Raw genomic sequence first — 16,156 nt, forward strand, 5'->3', positions numbered from 1 at the left:
TGAGTTAGTTAACATGGGAGCATTGTAATGATCAATTTTGAGAATGAACTTAAGAAGTTTCGTCCCAGTCTTGAGATAGAGGATGCTGAGGAGATTATCTATAATCAGGATCTGGATGACATGGCAGATGTACTTGTCGGTCTGTTGAAGGATGCGAAGGCTGAGGAGAACAGCCATCAGACACGTATTCGATAGGCGATAGGGGGCGACTTCATATTATGAAATGTTATAGGTGTGGGGCGGAGCTCACTGAGCGTGAATACTGCCCGAACTGTGGTGCAGGGGTAAAGGTTTACAAGAGAATCATGTCTCTTTCCAACCGGTATTACAATGAGGGTCTGGAAAGGGCTGAGATACGAGATCTCTCCGGAGCTATAGAATCACTGCATCAAAGTCTTAAATTAAATAAAAGCAATATTCAGGCCAGAAACCTTTTGGGACTGGTCTATTATGAGTGTGGTGAAGTAGTTGCTGCGCTTAGTGAATGGGTTATCAGTAAAAACCTTAAACCCGAAGACAATGCTGCAGACGACTACATGGATCTTGTAAGGAATGATCCTTCGAGACTTGAGACCTTTAACCAGACTATAAAAAAATATAATATCGCACTTAATCACTGCCATCAGGACAGACTTGATATGGCTGTGATTCAGCTTAAAAAGGTTTTATCTATGAACCCCGGATTTATCAGGGCTCATCTTTTGCTTGCTCTTTTATATCTGAACAACGGCAACTATGCCAAGGCTAAGACTGAGGCCCAGAAGAGCTTAAAGCTCGATACCGGCAATGTCATGGCAAAAAGGTATTTAAAGGAAGCTGAATCCATGATGCTTCCTTCAGATGCTAAGTCCAGTGAAGAAAAAGAGAATACAAACAATGATGTTGTGCGTTATCAGAGTGGTAATGAGACAATTATTCAGCCTGTACGCACAAACGTGTTCACCAGAAGCGGCTCTATATGGGGCATAGTTCTTGGAGTTGTGCTTGGAGTTGCTGCGGCGTATTATCTGATCTTGCCTGCGCGCATACAGTCCATGAATGCAAGCTTCAGAGAGCAGATATCCGCTATAAGCGAGGAGTCTGATTCAAAATCAGCTAAGATCGGTGAATATGAGCAGCAGATAGCATCGCTGAATACTGAGCTCGAAGGCCTGAGAGAAGAGGTTGGCTCTTACAAAGAGACTGAGAATACCGGCTCAGCACAGGGTGATCTCATGGCTGCAGTTTCAACATATCTTAATAATCCTGAAGATATGGATACGATTGAAACTCAGATGAATGGGATAGATTTTAACAACATGGATGGCGGAGCTTCCAAGCAGTTTGACGATCTGTACAACGCATTTATGGTACTGGTCGGGGAAGAACTTTCCAAGAGAAGCTATAATACAGGATACGAGGCATACAGAAGTGGTGACTATGAGACTGCCATCAGTTCATTTTCCAAGGCATTCCAGTATGACAGCACTAATGTTGATGCACTCTATAATTTGGGAAATGCCTATTATGAAAGCGGCGATACCGACAATGCCAAGGTTGTTTACGACCAGGTTGTGAATGATTTCTCGGATACCAAGAGCGCAGGCTCAGCCGAGACCAAGTTAGCAGAGATTAATAATGCTTCAGATTAACCCTAATATGATTAATTTTTCGGATTTATCTTTTATATTTAGATTTCTTCCGATATTTCTTATTGCATATTATTTTTTACCGGCAAGGCTGCGCCCTTTGACACTACTAGTGGGCAGTCTTGCATTTTATGCAATCGGGGACCCTATGAGTATGGCGGTCCTACTTATTGCCATTGTCGTAAATCTTTTGTTTTCATACAAATGCCAAAAGAAAAGCAAGGCATTTCTATTCCTTATCGTAGCCTTTGACGCGATACTTCTACTTTCATTCAAATTTCTCGCGGGCTATGGAAGCATCAATGGGCTTCCGCTTGGAATCAGCTTCTTTACTTTCAAAATGGTCAGCTATCAGGTAGACCTGTATAAGGGAAAAATATCGAAGTGTCCCGGAGTAATTGCAGTGGCTTCTTATTTTGCCATGTTTCCTCAGGTTATTTCCGGACCTATCATGAGGTACAGTGATTTTGAGAAGAACAAGACACTATCCGGTGTTGAGGATGAGTTCATGGCCTTTGGTAGTAAGCTTCGTATGTGTTTTGATAAGATTGAAGAAGGCCTTGTATATTTTGTGCTGGGATTTGCGATGAAGGCACTTATAGCCGACTATCTGGCTATGATGTGGAATGATATAGGAACCATCGGGTATGAGAGCATTTCCACGCCTCTTGCGTGGGCCGGAGTCGTTTGCTACTCTCTGAATCTCTACTTTGATTTCTGGGGATATTCACTGATGGCTGCAGGTATCGGTGTTATGCTGGGCTTTCCTTTTGTGCGTAATTTCGATCAGCCTTATTCGTCAAAAAGTGTCGGCGAGTTTTATCGAAGATGGCATATGACGCTTGGTGCCTGGTTTAGGGATTACATCTATTTCCCCATGGGAGGCAGCAGGGAAGGAAAGCTGGATACCGCAAGGAATCTTATAGTGGTGTGGGTTCTCACAGGACTCTGGCACGGAGTGACTTTAAACTTCCTTTTATGGGCAGGACTTCTTCTTGTGATGATCCTATTTGAAAAATTCCTGTGGAGCTCAAAGGAAAAGCTTATGGCTGTGATCGGAAGGATTCATGTTCTGATCATAGTTCCTATAACATGGGTAATATTTGCGTTACCTGTGACAAGGGATCTTATAGATTATTTAAAGAGACTGTTTCCTGTTTATGGCCCCGGCGTTGCAGTAAATTCCGGCGATATCACAAAGCTGATGTCGATGTACTGGCCCTTCTTTGTGGCGGGATTTGTATTACTTATTCCCGGCAGCTATGGATTTTTGGAAAAGAACAGGAAGAACCGTTTTATCAGGCTTCTTACATTGATTTTATTCTGGGTATGCGCGGCATTTGTATCAACGAAAGCCGGCAATCCGTTTTTGTACTTTAGCTTTTAATTTGGCGATTCTTATTAGGGGATGTTATGAAAGAACTCGCGAGGCACCTTTTGTCCGTGGGAATTATTGTCGTAGCGCTGCTTTTGACGGCAGATGCTGCGCTTGGACAAAAGAGTGTATATGAAGAAATTGAATATAGCGCCGCGGATGCGCCACTTCTTACGCTTCCTTTGAGGAAGATAATGGATGGTGAAGATCCGTTTATTGTGGCTTATTTGCGTGAAAAGTTGTTTGGCATTCCTATGACCACCGGCGAAGACTATGAGCCTGAACTTACAGAGGAATCAGAGGATATCGCTACTGATGAGGAAGTGGAAGGCACTGAGGATGCAGCTTTTGCTGAACCCGATGTAACCGATGGAAATGCAGTAACTGACGGCGATGCGGGCATGGCAATAACTGATGGCAATGCTGCCGTAACAGACGGAAATGCAGTAAGTGATGGCAATGCTTCTGTAAGTGATGGAAATGCTATGGCTGGAGTCACCGATGGCAATGCTGTAACGGATGGAAATGCCGCTCTGCCTGTAATTGACACTACAGGAAATATTGCAGCTATTCCCGAAGCGGTAAATTATGTTGAAACTGCAGTCCCTGACTGGTACTTTGATGATGCTCTTTTCATAGGTGATTCCAGAACCGTGGGACTCTCTGAATACTGTGAGCAGCTTAAGGACCGTGCTACCTTCTACTCTAAGGTTTCACTTACTATTTATGGATTTAGTAAAAAGCCCTTTGTAAACGCAAGAGCTGTGCCGCCTGAGGGCTTCGAAGGCTCTGTGGAAGAGCTTCCGATGGAGAAGGTGACTATAGAACAGGCCCTTGAGAGAAGTCAGTTTGCCAAGATTTATATAATGCTTGGTCTCAATGAGCTTGGAAGCGGATCTGCCGAGAGCTTTGCGGCGGAATTTGGAACGGTTGTTGCAAGGATAAGAGAGCTCCAGCCCGATGCTGTAATTTATATTCAGGGAATTATGCACGTGACACATAAAAAGAGCGAGAGTGACAGAGTTTTCAAGAATTCTACGATAAACCTAAGAAACGAAGCACTTTCAACGCTTGCTGACAATCAGCATGTTTTCTACATAGACATGAATTCTGCAACAGATGATGAGAACGGTGCGCTTGGACAAGATCTTTCATTTGATAACGTACATTTGAAAGCAAAATCCTACGCATTATGGTATGATTATTTGAAAAACCATGCTTTTGTTCCCGAGAGTGATCTTGAACTTATGCAGATGGGATTACAGCAGGAAATAGAGCAGAAAAACGCTGAAAATGGCGGAACGGAAGAGACAGCACAATGATAAGAGAGATGGTTTTTAAGATGGAGCGCCCGGGGCTACTTAAGGAGGGCGACGAGATCACGGTTACTGAGGGTGAGCTTCCCAGTAACGTGTATTATACGATAGATCCGTCACTTGCGATGTCAGCCAATTTTCCTTTCAGAGAGAGGATGAGCGAGCGCAAGGGCGTGGTTTTAAGCGTAGAGGAGAACGATCGCGGCTTCTATGTCACCGCCGCTTTCGACTCTGAGAAGCAGTAATAAATGTTGCATGTAGTAATGAAAAAAACTATACGTAGTGATAAATACTGCGTATAGCAAATGAAAAAAACTATACGTAGTGAAAATACTGCGTATAGCAAATGAAAAAACCTATAAGCCTTCTCCCTTTGGGAGAAGGTGGCACGAAGTGCCGGATGAGGGTTAAAGGAGGAGAAAACTATGGAATACGTATCAACAGACAAGGCACCGGCAGCAATCGGACCTTATTCACAGGCAATCAAGGCAGGGGATTTTCTTTATGCATCAGGTCAGATACCGATCAATCCCGCTACAGGCGATATCGAGGGGAAAGATATCTCAGAGCAGGCAGACCTTGTTTGCAAAAATATCGGTGAGATTCTTAAGGCAGCAGGCACAGACTTTGGTCATGTTGTAAAGACAACATGCTTCCTGGCTGAGATGTCTGACTTTGCACCTTTCAATGCAGTATATGAGAAGTACTTCACAAGCAAGCCCGCAAGAAGCTGCGTAGCTGTTAAAAAGCTTCCCAAGGACGTTTTATGTGAAGTTGAGATCATTGCTTATCTGAAATAATTCTGGGATTTTTAACCTAATCATAAAGTGAGGAACGAAACAAAATGGCTGTACATAGTAATAAGACAGCTACTTTGATAGTTATGTTGGGTGCGCTGCTTCTTAGCAGCGGATGTGGGAATCTTGCGGGCCATAAAAATGTTGACCGCGGGCTTTCCTATATCGAGAGTCATGAATATGAGGAAGCTGCAGCGTGCTTTGATGCCGCTGAGGCAGCAGGGGAGAATCAGAGAATTCTGTATAGGGCAAAAGGAATCCTTGATAAAAATCTGGGACAGTATGACTCGGCAGTCGAGAACTTTTTAAAGTCGCTTGCTGCTACCAGTGGAATCCCGGGAGATATGGATTTTGACACCAACTACTATCTGGCTGATGTTTATATAAAACAGGAAAAATATGATGAGGCTGTTGAGGTCTATGACGCTATCCTTGCACTTAGGAAAAGGGACAAGGATGCTTATTACATGCGCGGAATGGCAAGGCTCTACAGCGGTGACCACGATGGCGCGACCATTGATTTTAACAAAGCCATAGCTCTTGCCGGGCGCAATTATGACCTCAGAATAATGATCTACAAGGCACTTTCATCCAACGGGTATGAGGATGAAGGAAAAGCGATTTTGGAATCATGCTTAAATAACACTGATCCGAACATGACGAATTATGAAAAGGGTCAGATATCCTATTATCTTGGAAATAACGCTGATGCACAGAGTTATCTTGAGCTTGCGAGAAACGAGAGGGATATGGATAAGGCTCCTGTTGTTCTGCTTCTTGGACAGACCGGAGAGAAGCAGGGTGATTTCAACTATGCCATAAGTGTCTACAAGACTTTTCTGGCTGAGGATCCTGATCATCCTGACATATATAATCAGCTTGGATTATGCCAGACGAATGTCGGAGATTATGAAGGTGCAGTCAATTCATTCGAAGCGGGACTTGCTTTGGGGAACAATGAGTATAGCAAGGCACTTCTTATGAATGAGATCACTGCGTACGAATATGCCGGCAACTTTGCGCAGGCAAAAACTTTAATGGAAAAATACAGGAAGGCGTATCCTGACGATAAGGATGCGGAAAGAGAGGAGATATTCCTTTCATCTAGGTAATGAATATTGGGAAATAATAGATATAGGAATTTGGATAGCAGTTATTATGTAAGGCGGAGACCTAAGAAGAAAAGAATAAACACCTTTGTAATATTAGGTGCAGTGGCCAGTCTGATATTGATAACTGTTATTTCAGTGACTTTTTTAATTTTACATAAGGATAAAGCTACAGAGGATGCGGCGGATCTGTCTACCATTGAGGAGTCGATTCCCGAGGAGGAGCTTGTTAAAGTAGAGACCGTGGAGGTACCTGAGGAAGAAGTGGAGGCAGAGCCGGAGATTGAGGTTAAGACACTCTCACCGGAGGTTGCAAGCTTCGCTGATGGCTATACAGTAAGTCCCACTGAGTCCACTCAGGATATCGTAAGTGAGGAGATAATCAGTGAGCATGCCGTGCTCATAGATGTTGATAAGGCTGAGATCGTTGCAAAAAGAGCAGCGGACGTGAGAATTTGTCCCGCGTCTATGACCAAGATTTTAACTATTCTTGTGGCAGCCGAGCACGTTACTGATTTGGATGATACTTTCACGATAACAAGGGACATTACAGACTATACCTTTTCAAATGACTGCAGTATTGTAGGCTTTGATGTAGATGAGGTTGTTACTGTAAGGGATCTGATGTATGGAACGATCCTTCCCTCCGGAGCTGACGCAGGTCTTGCACTTGCAACCTACGTGGCAGGTTCTCACGAAGCATTCGTGGACATGATGAACCAAAAGCTCGAAGAGCTCGGCTTATCCGATACTGCTCATTTCACCAATTGCGTGGGAATATATGATGAGGATCATTACTGTACTCTCACCGATATGGCGATGATATTGAAGGCGGCGGTTGAGAATGATCTTGCGAGAGAGATTTTATCAGCCCATAAGTATGAGACTTCAAAGACTGAGCAGCACCCTGACGGAATAATCATTTCTAACTGGTTCCTCAGAAGAATTGAGGACAAGGAGACAGGCGGTACTGTTATGTGTGCCAAGACCGGATTCGTTAATCAGTCCGGAAGCTGCGCAGCAAGCTATTCAGTATCCAATAGTGGTGGGCACTACATATGTGTGTCATCAAACGCATGGAGCTCCTGGCGCTGTATCTACGATCAAGTGGCCATTTACCAGGCGTATATGAAGTAGAAGAATACGCCCCGGGATATGTATATTCCGTGCTAACCTCGTTGCAAAAAACGCATAATCGGTTAGCACGGAAAATACATATCCCGGGGCTGCTTTATTGGTATAATTTAGGTTCATATAGCTGTGGGAAATGGCTGTTCAAGGAAATATGAACAATTGTATGTTAGTAAATAATTAAGGCTAATATGCTTAGTGATGGTTAATTATTCCAAAATAAAAAAGCCTTCCCCCTGGGAGGGGGAAGGTGTCAGCGTAGCTGACGGATGAGGGGCTTACTGTAAATCGTCGATGTCGGCGCCGACGTCATCGTTGAAGCCGATGTTCTGCATGTTAACTGTTCTGCGGCGAAGTCTTGCGCGCTCTGATTCCTGATTTATGAAGTCCTTTATTTCCCTGCCATGTTTGATGTTCTTCATGATGATTGTTTTGTCGGTTACATCAGAAGTAAAGAGGGTGATGGTGGAGAGTCCAACTATACGCTGAAGAAGTGAACTTGAAAGCTCCACGTCTGTTATCTTGTACATGAAGCAGTCATCCTCTTTTATGTTGAGAAAACCGGAGATGATAGTCATCTCGTTATCATATACTTCATAACGCTTAAAAGGCCACGGTATTCCAAAGAAAAGAAGTCTTCCGAATTCTTTGTACTGTAAGCTTCCCTTAGCTGTAAGTGAAGCTTCGTTCTGTGCGGGATTTGAAATTTTGCTCATTTTTCTGCTCCTTATCTGTAATTCTGTGATAAAACCATTAACAAAAGCATTTCACTTTTACTAACGAATTAAAAACAGTTGAAGTAAATTATCATGAAATTTATACTTATGATATGTATTTTACCACAAACATAGGACAATTTTGGGGAATTGTTTGTGTTTTATTGCTGAGTAGCCACTACGGAATGTGTGCAGCTTGCGGGAGGGAATTAAGTTATGTTGGTTAATCAGGGGACTTACGAAGCGATAAGCAAAATATATGAGACTTTTGCTGTTACTTCAAAGAGCAGATATGTTTATGTCTATGACATCGAAAATAATATGGCCAGATGGTCCGAGAATGCTGTAAATTACTTCGGACTTCCGGGCGAATTTGTCTATAAAGCGGATCAGGTGTGGGAGGCTCATGTTCATCCTGAGGACAGAGCCAGTTACAGGGAGCACCTTTTAACCGCTTTCGAAGGAAATCGTGTAAATCCCAGTTTTGAATATCGTGCGCGAAATAAGAGTGGTGAGTATGTTGCGTGCTCGTGCAGGGGCGTAGTTATTAAGGATTATTCCGGAAAAGCGGCCTTTTATGCATGTTCGCTGATCAATAAAGGTATTGTCGATAATACTGATCCTATCACAGGGCTTTCAAATCACTATGGAATGTATAACTACATGCACAGGCTTGAGAATGAAGGAGTGAATTATATCCTTCTTCTTGTGAATGTGATTGATTTTGGTGATATCAACAGACTATACGGCTATATGTTTGGCAATAGGATGCTCAAACTGATGGCGGACTGGCTTCAGAATGAAGCCGGGGAAAAGGGCCATGTTTACAGAGGCGATGGCACAATTCTTGGACTTTGCACTGTTAAGATGGATCTCGATGAGGTGAAGAGCCTTTATTCCAGAATGAGAGTTTACGTAAGGCAGAGCATGAAGGTAGGAACTACCAAGGTGTCTGCGGAGCTTGGCGGAGGTGTTATCGTTGTTGATGAAGGTGGCATAGATGTTCATGCCGTCTACACCAGTGCAAAATATGCGCTTGCACACTCTAAGACCGAGAAGCACGGAAATCTTATTATTTTTCATAATAATGAGCTTGAGTACAACAAGAGCACCATCGAACTGGTTGGTGCGGTAAGAGAGAGCGTTATTGATCACTGCAAGGGCTTCTATCTGAATTATCAGCCAATCCTAACAAAGAACACCGGCAAGCTTGCGGGTGCGGAGGTTCTTCTTCGTTGGAACAGAGAGCCCTATGGCGATGTGTCTCCCAGTGAATTTGTTCCGTGGCTTGAGCAGGACAGCACTTTTTACAGGCTTGGTAACTGGATTCTTGATAAAGCCATGAAGGATGGCCTGGTGATTTTAAAGGATCATCCGGATTTCTATTTAAGTCTTAACCTGACATATGCGCAGATTGAGAGAAGTGAGTTCAGAACGACCATAGTTGAGCTTCTTCGCGGAAACAGATACCCAGGAACAGCCATGTGTATTGAGCTTTCCAGTGTTACCAGCAACATTAACTTTGACTATCTAAAGAGCCAGGTTATTTTCCTAAAATCCTGTGGAATCAGAATAGCACTTGATGTTTCCGATTTTTCCACTCTGGATCTCGCTACAAGACTGCCAATCAACATGATAAAGCTTGCACCTGAGATCACTGAAAATATCAGTAAGAGTCCGCTTAGCAGGTACATGGCGGAGGCAATTACCGGCTTTGCGGCAAATATGAATATTAGTGTCTGCGCAACGGGCGTTGGCGACGCTGACACGGAGCTTCGACTTTTCAAATATCCTGTGGATCACTATCAGGGATACTATTTTTCAAGACCTGTAAGCCTAGAGGAGTTCAGAAAGCTTTCGCTGTACAAAAACAGTGAGCCTGTGCGCTAGTAATGTCTTAAGTGCCACGGGAATTATTAATAACTTCTGATATTACAATAAACATTTTATAAAAACGGATTTTACAGCTCTGAAAAAAGCTATAATCATGATAGAAGTGCTCGTGAAAGGTGGATAGAAATGTAAAGAATGTTTACCTACATTAAGCCTGAATTCATGATCCATGCGTTTAACAAGCAGCGGGATTCTATTTTAAAGGACCGCAGTATTTGTGTTGCCCGTTTGGGCGATCTGGCTGTGAATATGTCCCTTATTGATGAGAATTCATTCGCGCTTACCCTGGAAAATGTGAAGGATGGATCGCAGTATTCCGGTAAAGCATTTAACGTGGAGCGTCAGGGACAGGAGGATATAGTCCCTGTGGTTGAGCAGCTTTTTAAGAAAATGCAGCTGATCAATGATCAGGAGACATTCGATAAACGCGAGCATATTTGGAAGCTGTACGCGATGGACTGGCTTGAAAATCAGGGCATATCCTTCGATGATTATATCGATAGCTGGATGTCACAGCTGCCAAGTGTGGACGGATGTCACTGGAAGGGACTTGAGGATTATATTTCCAGCGACTACATGAATGTTGTGGACACGATGCGAATAATCGAGAAATTTTCGCAGTCCGAGGAAGAGAAAAAAGAATATCTTGATTTCGTTGCAAGAGACATTGTTGAGTTAAGGCAACATAATTCGCTTGCTGCGATACAGGATAAGCTCAATGAGCATGTAGAAAAACTTACGAATAGAAAAATGTTTGCCTTTGGAATAGAGGTGGAGGCAGACTCGAGGGATGAAGCAAGAGAAAAGCTTAAGAAAATCATAGGAGATGATAAGGAGACTTTCATAATCAGAGGGTAACAATAGTCACGGGATCGTTAAAAGGGGTAAGTGTTATGAGGAGAGTAATAAGCAGAATTGGAGCGTTGATGCTTTCTTTCGCGCTTTTATTTGCACTGGTATCAATACCGGCAAGTGCTGCTACGACGACAAGGAAGTCAAATACGTCAATAAAAGAGGATCAGATGAATATCACGGTCGGTACTGATGAAGATGGCAATACTACCGTTACTTACGGCAAGTATACATTCATCAGGAAGTACAACGGCTGGTATATTCCTGCAGCATATATTTACAGTGGAAGCAGCCTTGCTAATTTCCTTGATAAGGCTGTTAAACGCACCAGAAGAACAAGCGTAAGATGTGACGGATTCCTTTTTGTTAAGGTTTCAGGCGGATGGTACAGGCATGAGCTTCATGTAAATGACGGAAGGGCTCTTGCAACAATATTCAACAAGGCAGCAGGAATCAAGAGTACATACAACCCGAACAATCTGAAAACTGACGATGAAAAGACCGATGATTCAAAGACCACTAAAAGGAATTGATATTTAATAAAGCAAATAAGCACAGATTGAGCAGAGTTGAATCTTGTGTTTGCAACTTGTTTATTGTAGTATAGAAAAGCATGTGTAAAAAAAGAATGTCTCTGGGCATTCTTTTTTTTCGCCGGAGAAATCTAATACTATTGTCACCTGTTAAAGGGGCAAAAGTATATGCAGTTCACTATAAGAAATGAATCGAGGTTAAAATGTCAAACACTAAAGAAAACAAGATGGGAGTAAAGCCTGTTAAGCCTTTGATCGTATCTATGGCACTCCCAATGATGGCATCGATGCTTGTGCAAGCCCTGTACAACGTTGTGGATAGTATTTTCGTTGCACAGATCAATGAAAATGCGCTTACTGCGGTAACACTGGCTTTCCCTTTACAGAATCTTATGATCGCTCTTGGATCAGGTACCGGAGTCGGTATGAATGCACTTCTTTCAAGATCACTTGGTGAGAAGAATTTCGACCGTGCTGACAGGGCAGCAAATACAACACTTATGCTTACAGGATTAAACTATATTTTATTCCTGATTATAGGCATATTTTTTGTAAAACCATTTCTTATGACCCAGACTGATGATGAGACAATCATCAGCTATGGAGTATCTTATCTTACAATCATCTGCTGCTGTTCAATCGGTGTGTTCTGTCAGATGACCTTTGAGCGAATGCTTCAGTCGACAGGCAGAACTCTGTATAGTATGTACTCTCAGATGTCGGGTGCCATCATCAACATAATCATGGATCCGATCCTGATTTTTGGATTGTTCGGTGCGCCAAAGCTGGGTGTTGCAGGTGCAGCACTTGCAACGGTATTTGGACAGATATGCGGTACTCTGATTGGTCTGTACTGCAATATAGCTCTTAATCCTGATGTTCACCTTAAGTTTTCACTGATATTCAGTCCCAGGGCTGACATTGTAAAAGAGATTTACTATGTAGGTGTTCCTTCAATCCTAATGATGTCCATAGGTTCACTTATGACCTATGCCATGAACCTTATACTTATCGCTTTTTCAACAACAGCTACAGCGGTATTCGGCGTATATTTCAAGCTTCAGAGCTTCTTCTTTATGCCAATTTTCGGATTAAACAACGGACTTATTCCGGTGCTTGCATATAATTTGGGAGCTAAGCAGAAAAAGAGAATAAATGAGGCTTTGAGATTTACTGTTGCTCTTGCAGCTTCAATTATGATAGTGGGTACTATTACTTTCCAGATTCTGCCTGACAGACTGCTTGGCCTTTTTAATGCGTCATACGATATGATCGCTATAGGAAAACCGGCCCTTCGAATCATAAGCCTGAGCTTCCCCATTGCAGGTGTTTGCATTGCCCTTGGCTCAGTATTCCAGGCGTTTTCCGAGAGCATTTATTCGCTTGCGGTTTCAATAGGACGTCAGCTCGTTGTTCTGATTCCCGTGGCATGGCTTCTTGCAAGAACAGGCAATGTTAACGCAGTTTGGTGGGCATTCCCCATCGCCGAGATTGCGTCCCTTGCGCTTTCCGCATTTTTCTTTAAGAGAGTTTACAGTAAGAAGATGAGGGAGATTGAGGAAGAGTGACCGTTTGGGAATAATGACATCTTGCTTCAGTATATGATGGCACTGATAATGAACATTTCATCAGAAGCCGGAAGTATTGAGAAATGCTACAGGACGAACATAGATAGGTTACGGAATGGGCAAAGCAGCCCTTAACATGGCGACAATGAATCTCTACAACACCTTCAAGGACGAGAAGAAAGTCAACATATTTGCAGTCCATCCAGGGTGGATCAGGACAGATGGAAAAGAGGATAATCCAGCTCCTCTTTCATCTTACGAGGCGGCGGGGATATTAAAAGATCTCTTTGCTAGAAGACGTGAAGACTTTACAGGACATAGATTTATTACAAACGAAGGACTTGATTATCCTTTTTGAGGAAGGAATTAAGAGATATCGTGAAATTGTGGATAAGTAGTTTGAGAACCTTGTTAGATTTGAAGATTACAAAACCCAGGAAAAACGGTAAATCTACCATTCCATCTATGAAAACAAGAAAAAAGTCTGAATCATAGATACCTGAGCATGTTGAATCTATGATTTAATGATTTCTCATGACTCCTTTGAACGCAGAATTCCTGTGAGTACTTACCTCTTTGTCCGCAAGAAGTCATGAATTTTGTTTTTGGGGGATTTTTGACTAATCGCCTAAAATAAAATCTTCTAAGTAGTTATCAATCGCCTAAAATAAAATCTTCTGAGTAGTCGTCAATCGCCTAAATTAAAATCTGTAAGGTTGCTGTCAATAGTCTAAGTTAAAATCATCAGTATTGTCATCAATCAACTAAATCAAAATCTTCAGCGTTGTCGCGAATCTCCCTGTATTTAGATAAGATAGTACATTTTTATAGTATTTATCTGCTTTTTTAATAAAAATGTAAGATGTTATACGGCTATAACGGCAATAAAAATGATAGAATTATAATTAGAATAAAAATTGTATAATGGCGTTTAGAATATGAGTACAAGCTCATATTTACAGATAGAGAGGTATTTTTATGGGGAAGAAGATTAAAAAGAGAGTATTATCGATTATTTCATCACTTCTTATAGCTGTATTTATGCTTTCTGCAGGATTGCCAAGGACTTCAATAGATGTAAGCGCTGCAAGAAAAATAAAGATGAATTTTCCAACGAATGATTTGGCGAGGGTAAAAGATTTTAAGGTAATAGAATTAGAACCTACGATAATCGGTAAGCGAAGGGTGAAGGTACGTGGGTCTAAGTATCATGTAAGTAATAATGTAGATAAAGGAGAACATTATTATTCACTCACCACGGATTACGAAAGAGCCATTTATACCGCACTTATTCAAGCAAGTGAATATGTTTATCCTAGTGGAGAGTGGCCGGAATCAGATAGCGATGCTGGATGTATTCAGTTTGCTTCGGAGATGGACACCAAACTTAATACAAAGGATCCGACATTTTTTACAGCTTTTAATAATGCATTGGAAGCAGCTAAGTATGATCATATAGATAATTTGCAGCTTACACTTTGTCATGAAGGTTTTTTAGTCGGTACAGAGATGAATCCTGCAACAGGGAAAGAGATATATAATGCGTGTATTTATCTTTCATGTGATCCGTATAACGACTTTTCACAGGAAACTTTTAACGCGATGACATTAGAGCTGAGAAGGGCTAGAACAGCAATTCTATCTGACCGGGATATAACCGGTGCGGTAGGAGTGATTGGTAGAGAATTAGCTATACATGACAAACTGCTTGAAATAAATACATATGATAATGATTGCTATAATTTGCCAGCTGAACGCGCACCATATGATTTAGGGCATACAGCTTATGGAGCACTGATTAACCATAAATCAGTTTGTGATGGATATGCTATGGCATATACATATCTTTTAGAGGGTATATCAGTTGAATCAAGAGTAATTGGTGGACAAGCAAATAATGGAGGACATGCCTGGAATATAGTTAATCAGGATGGGGAATGGTATGAAGTAGATGCAACATGGGATGATCAGGAACTTGATAATACATTTAGTAAAGAAGAGAAGGACGCAGTATATCATCTTTTTTATCATCTTACTACGGATGATATATCTAATCATGCCGGGTATAACCACAATATTAAGATTGATCCATCACAAAGATATAGGGACGGCTTTTCAAATAATTCACCAATTGCCAGAGGAACAAAATACAATTATGAAGGAGTTCGGGCGTACATTAACAGAGGTGGAAGAAGTGAAAATGTACCTGTAACAGGCATATTTTGGAATCTGGCACAAATGAGTATTAACAAGGGGGAAAGAGGAACTTTTTATGCATATGTGCTACCGATAGATGCTGATAATCAGACAATTAGTTGGAGCAGTGACAATGAGGATGTATTGATTGTTGACGAAAACGGACGATATGAAGCTGTTGGTGAAGGAACATGTATTGTTACAGCTGAAGCTGCCGATGGAGGGTATAAGTTAAACTGTAAAGTAAGAGTATTATATGAAAATGAGACTCCCGGTGGTGAAGGCAATAATGACCAGAATGAGACTCCCGGTGGTGAAGGCAATAATGACCAGAATGAGACTCTCGGTGGTGAAGGCAATAATGACCAGAATGAGACTCCCAGTGGCGATGGCAACAACGATCAGAATGAAAATCCAAGTGGTGATGGCACTACAGATGATGAAAATTCTCAGTCCACGCCAACCACAGATCCAACCCCTACACCGGAGCCAACCTCCACACCGGATCCTGAACCCGCACCGGAGCCAACCCCCACACCGGATTCTGGACCCGCACCGGATCCAATACCAACTCCGGATCCCGGGCAAGAGCCGACTGCGATCACTTCCGGAGAGAATGAGTTTACAGTTGATACAACCGGAGAAGCTACTGTAACGAAGGAAGATAACAAGAGTATCAAGAGCGTTAAGATTGAAGATACAGTAGAGGAGAACGGTAATACTTATAAGATTGTTAAAATCGCAGGTAATGCATATAAGAATTGCAAGAAACTGACCTCTGTATCTCTTGGAGAAAATATTGAGGAAATTGGAAGTGGAGCATTCAGTGGATGCACAAAGCTTAAGAAAATCGCAATACATGGCAATAATCTTAAGAAAGTTGGCTCAGGAAGCTTCAAGAACATCAAAAAAGGTGCGAAGATAACGATTATCTGCAAGAATAAGAAGGTATATAACAGGCTTGTGAAGAAGATCAAAAAGGCCGGAGCAAAAAAGGCTGTGTTCAAATTCAAAAAGGGTTGATATTTTCATAAGCAATCTG

Annotated in this window: 15 protein-coding genes; 14 read left to right on the forward strand and 1 reads right to left on the reverse strand. The window is 42.0% G+C overall.

Annotation, left to right across the window (positions count from 1 at the left end; translation table 11 throughout):
• Nucleotides 1-27 precede the first annotated feature (27 nt).
• From G586_RS26615 to G586_RS0112880, 8 genes are all read left to right on the forward strand, one after another.
• On the forward strand, nucleotides 28-195 hold the full coding sequence (locus G586_RS26615; protein ID WP_035773267.1) for a hypothetical protein: 168 nt from the start codon (nucleotides 28-30) through the stop codon (nucleotides 193-195).
• Nucleotides 196-218: 23 nt separating this feature from the next.
• A complete protein-coding gene (locus G586_RS0112850) occupies nucleotides 219-1,631 on the forward strand; it encodes a tetratricopeptide repeat protein (protein WP_026528082.1) in 1,413 nt (470 codons plus the stop codon).
• 145 nt (nucleotides 1,632-1,776) lie between these two features.
• Entirely contained in the window at nucleotides 1,777-3,015 is a 1,239-nt protein-coding gene (locus tag G586_RS0112855) for an MBOAT family O-acyltransferase (protein WP_242832019.1), read from the forward strand.
• Between the two features lie 26 nt (nucleotides 3,016-3,041).
• Nucleotides 3,042-4,325, forward strand: a complete 1,284-nt coding sequence (locus G586_RS25055) for a GDSL-type esterase/lipase family protein (protein WP_051204788.1) — start codon at nucleotides 3,042-3,044, stop codon at nucleotides 4,323-4,325.
• Nucleotides 4,322-4,564 (forward strand): hypothetical protein, encoded by a 243-nt coding sequence (locus tag G586_RS0112865; protein ID WP_026528084.1) that lies wholly within the window; start codon nucleotides 4,322-4,324, stop codon nucleotides 4,562-4,564. Before G586_RS25055 ends, G586_RS0112865 begins: the two co-directional genes overlap by 4 nt.
• Before the next feature lie 180 nt (nucleotides 4,565-4,744).
• Nucleotides 4,745-5,119, forward strand: a complete 375-nt coding sequence (locus G586_RS0112870; RefSeq protein ID WP_026528085.1) for a RidA family protein — start codon at nucleotides 4,745-4,747, stop codon at nucleotides 5,117-5,119.
• A gap of 44 nt (nucleotides 5,120-5,163) precedes the next feature.
• Nucleotides 5,164-6,228 carry a tetratricopeptide repeat protein gene (locus G586_RS0112875; protein WP_026528086.1) on the forward strand — a complete coding sequence of 355 codons (1,065 nt, stop codon included), beginning with the start codon at nucleotides 5,164-5,166 and terminating at the stop codon, nucleotides 6,226-6,228.
• A gap of 6 nt (nucleotides 6,229-6,234) precedes the next feature.
• Nucleotides 6,235-7,362, forward strand: a complete 1,128-nt coding sequence (locus tag G586_RS0112880) for a D-alanyl-D-alanine carboxypeptidase family protein (RefSeq protein ID WP_051204789.1) — start codon at nucleotides 6,235-6,237, stop codon at nucleotides 7,360-7,362.
• 272 nt (nucleotides 7,363-7,634) lie between these two features.
• Here G586_RS0112880 and G586_RS23030 read toward each other — a convergent pair whose 3' ends face one another.
• Nucleotides 7,635-8,072 carry a PH domain-containing protein gene (locus G586_RS23030; RefSeq protein WP_035773268.1) on the reverse strand — a complete coding sequence of 146 codons (438 nt, stop codon included), beginning with the start codon at nucleotides 8,070-8,072 and terminating at the stop codon, nucleotides 7,635-7,637.
• A gap of 216 nt (nucleotides 8,073-8,288) precedes the next feature.
• Between G586_RS23030 and G586_RS0112890 the strand changes: the two genes are divergently transcribed.
• From G586_RS0112890 to G586_RS25060, 6 genes are all read left to right on the forward strand, one after another.
• Nucleotides 8,289-9,962, forward strand: a complete 1,674-nt coding sequence (locus G586_RS0112890) for a sensor domain-containing phosphodiesterase (protein WP_026528088.1) — start codon at nucleotides 8,289-8,291, stop codon at nucleotides 9,960-9,962.
• A gap of 138 nt (nucleotides 9,963-10,100) precedes the next feature.
• Nucleotides 10,101-10,823, forward strand: a complete 723-nt coding sequence (locus G586_RS0112895) for a hypothetical protein (RefSeq protein WP_026528089.1) — start codon at nucleotides 10,101-10,103, stop codon at nucleotides 10,821-10,823.
• A gap of 35 nt (nucleotides 10,824-10,858) precedes the next feature.
• Nucleotides 10,859-11,350 (forward strand): hypothetical protein, encoded by a 492-nt coding sequence (locus G586_RS0112900; protein WP_026528090.1) that lies wholly within the window; start codon nucleotides 10,859-10,861, stop codon nucleotides 11,348-11,350.
• A gap of 203 nt (nucleotides 11,351-11,553) precedes the next feature.
• Nucleotides 11,554-12,918, forward strand: a complete 1,365-nt coding sequence (locus G586_RS0112905; RefSeq protein ID WP_026528091.1) for an MATE family efflux transporter — start codon at nucleotides 11,554-11,556, stop codon at nucleotides 12,916-12,918.
• 115 nt (nucleotides 12,919-13,033) lie between these two features.
• Nucleotides 13,034-13,276 carry a hypothetical protein gene (locus G586_RS0112910; protein ID WP_026528092.1) on the forward strand — a complete coding sequence of 81 codons (243 nt, stop codon included), beginning with the start codon at nucleotides 13,034-13,036 and terminating at the stop codon, nucleotides 13,274-13,276.
• A gap of 620 nt (nucleotides 13,277-13,896) precedes the next feature.
• Nucleotides 13,897-16,137 (forward strand): leucine-rich repeat protein, encoded by a 2,241-nt coding sequence (locus tag G586_RS25060; protein ID WP_026528093.1) that lies wholly within the window; start codon nucleotides 13,897-13,899, stop codon nucleotides 16,135-16,137.
• Nucleotides 16,138-16,156: the final 19 nt, after the last annotated feature.

The sequence above is a fragment of the Butyrivibrio sp. VCD2006 genome (genome assembly GCF_000423925.1).
Taxonomy (GTDB): domain Bacteria; phylum Bacillota; class Clostridia; order Lachnospirales; family Lachnospiraceae; genus Butyrivibrio.

Coding starts and splice junctions, on each gene's coding strand:
- G586_RS26615 (WP_035773267.1), top strand. CDS start 28: ATGATCAATTTTGAGAATGAACTTAAGAAGTTTCGTCCCAGTCTTGAG.
- G586_RS0112850 (WP_026528082.1), top strand. CDS start 219: ATGAAATGTTATAGGTGTGGGGCGGAGCTCACTGAGCGTGAATACTGC.
- G586_RS0112855 (WP_242832019.1), top strand. CDS start 1,777: ATGAGTATGGCGGTCCTACTTATTGCCATTGTCGTAAATCTTTTGTTT.
- G586_RS25055 (WP_051204788.1), top strand. CDS start 3,042: ATGAAAGAACTCGCGAGGCACCTTTTGTCCGTGGGAATTATTGTCGTA.
- G586_RS0112865 (WP_026528084.1), top strand. CDS start 4,322: ATGATAAGAGAGATGGTTTTTAAGATGGAGCGCCCGGGGCTACTTAAG.
- G586_RS0112870 (WP_026528085.1), top strand. CDS start 4,745: ATGGAATACGTATCAACAGACAAGGCACCGGCAGCAATCGGACCTTAT.
- G586_RS0112875 (WP_026528086.1), top strand. CDS start 5,164: ATGGCTGTACATAGTAATAAGACAGCTACTTTGATAGTTATGTTGGGT.
- G586_RS23030 (WP_035773268.1), bottom strand. CDS start 8,072: ATGAGCAAAATTTCAAATCCCGCACAGAACGAAGCTTCACTTACAGCT.
- G586_RS0112890 (WP_026528088.1), top strand. CDS start 8,289: ATGTTGGTTAATCAGGGGACTTACGAAGCGATAAGCAAAATATATGAG.
- G586_RS0112895 (WP_026528089.1), top strand. CDS start 10,101: ATGTTTACCTACATTAAGCCTGAATTCATGATCCATGCGTTTAACAAG.
- G586_RS0112900 (WP_026528090.1), top strand. CDS start 10,859: ATGAGGAGAGTAATAAGCAGAATTGGAGCGTTGATGCTTTCTTTCGCG.
- G586_RS0112905 (WP_026528091.1), top strand. CDS start 11,554: ATGTCAAACACTAAAGAAAACAAGATGGGAGTAAAGCCTGTTAAGCCT.
- G586_RS0112910 (WP_026528092.1), top strand. CDS start 13,034: ATGGGCAAAGCAGCCCTTAACATGGCGACAATGAATCTCTACAACACC.
- G586_RS25060 (WP_026528093.1), top strand. CDS start 13,897: ATGGGGAAGAAGATTAAAAAGAGAGTATTATCGATTATTTCATCACTT.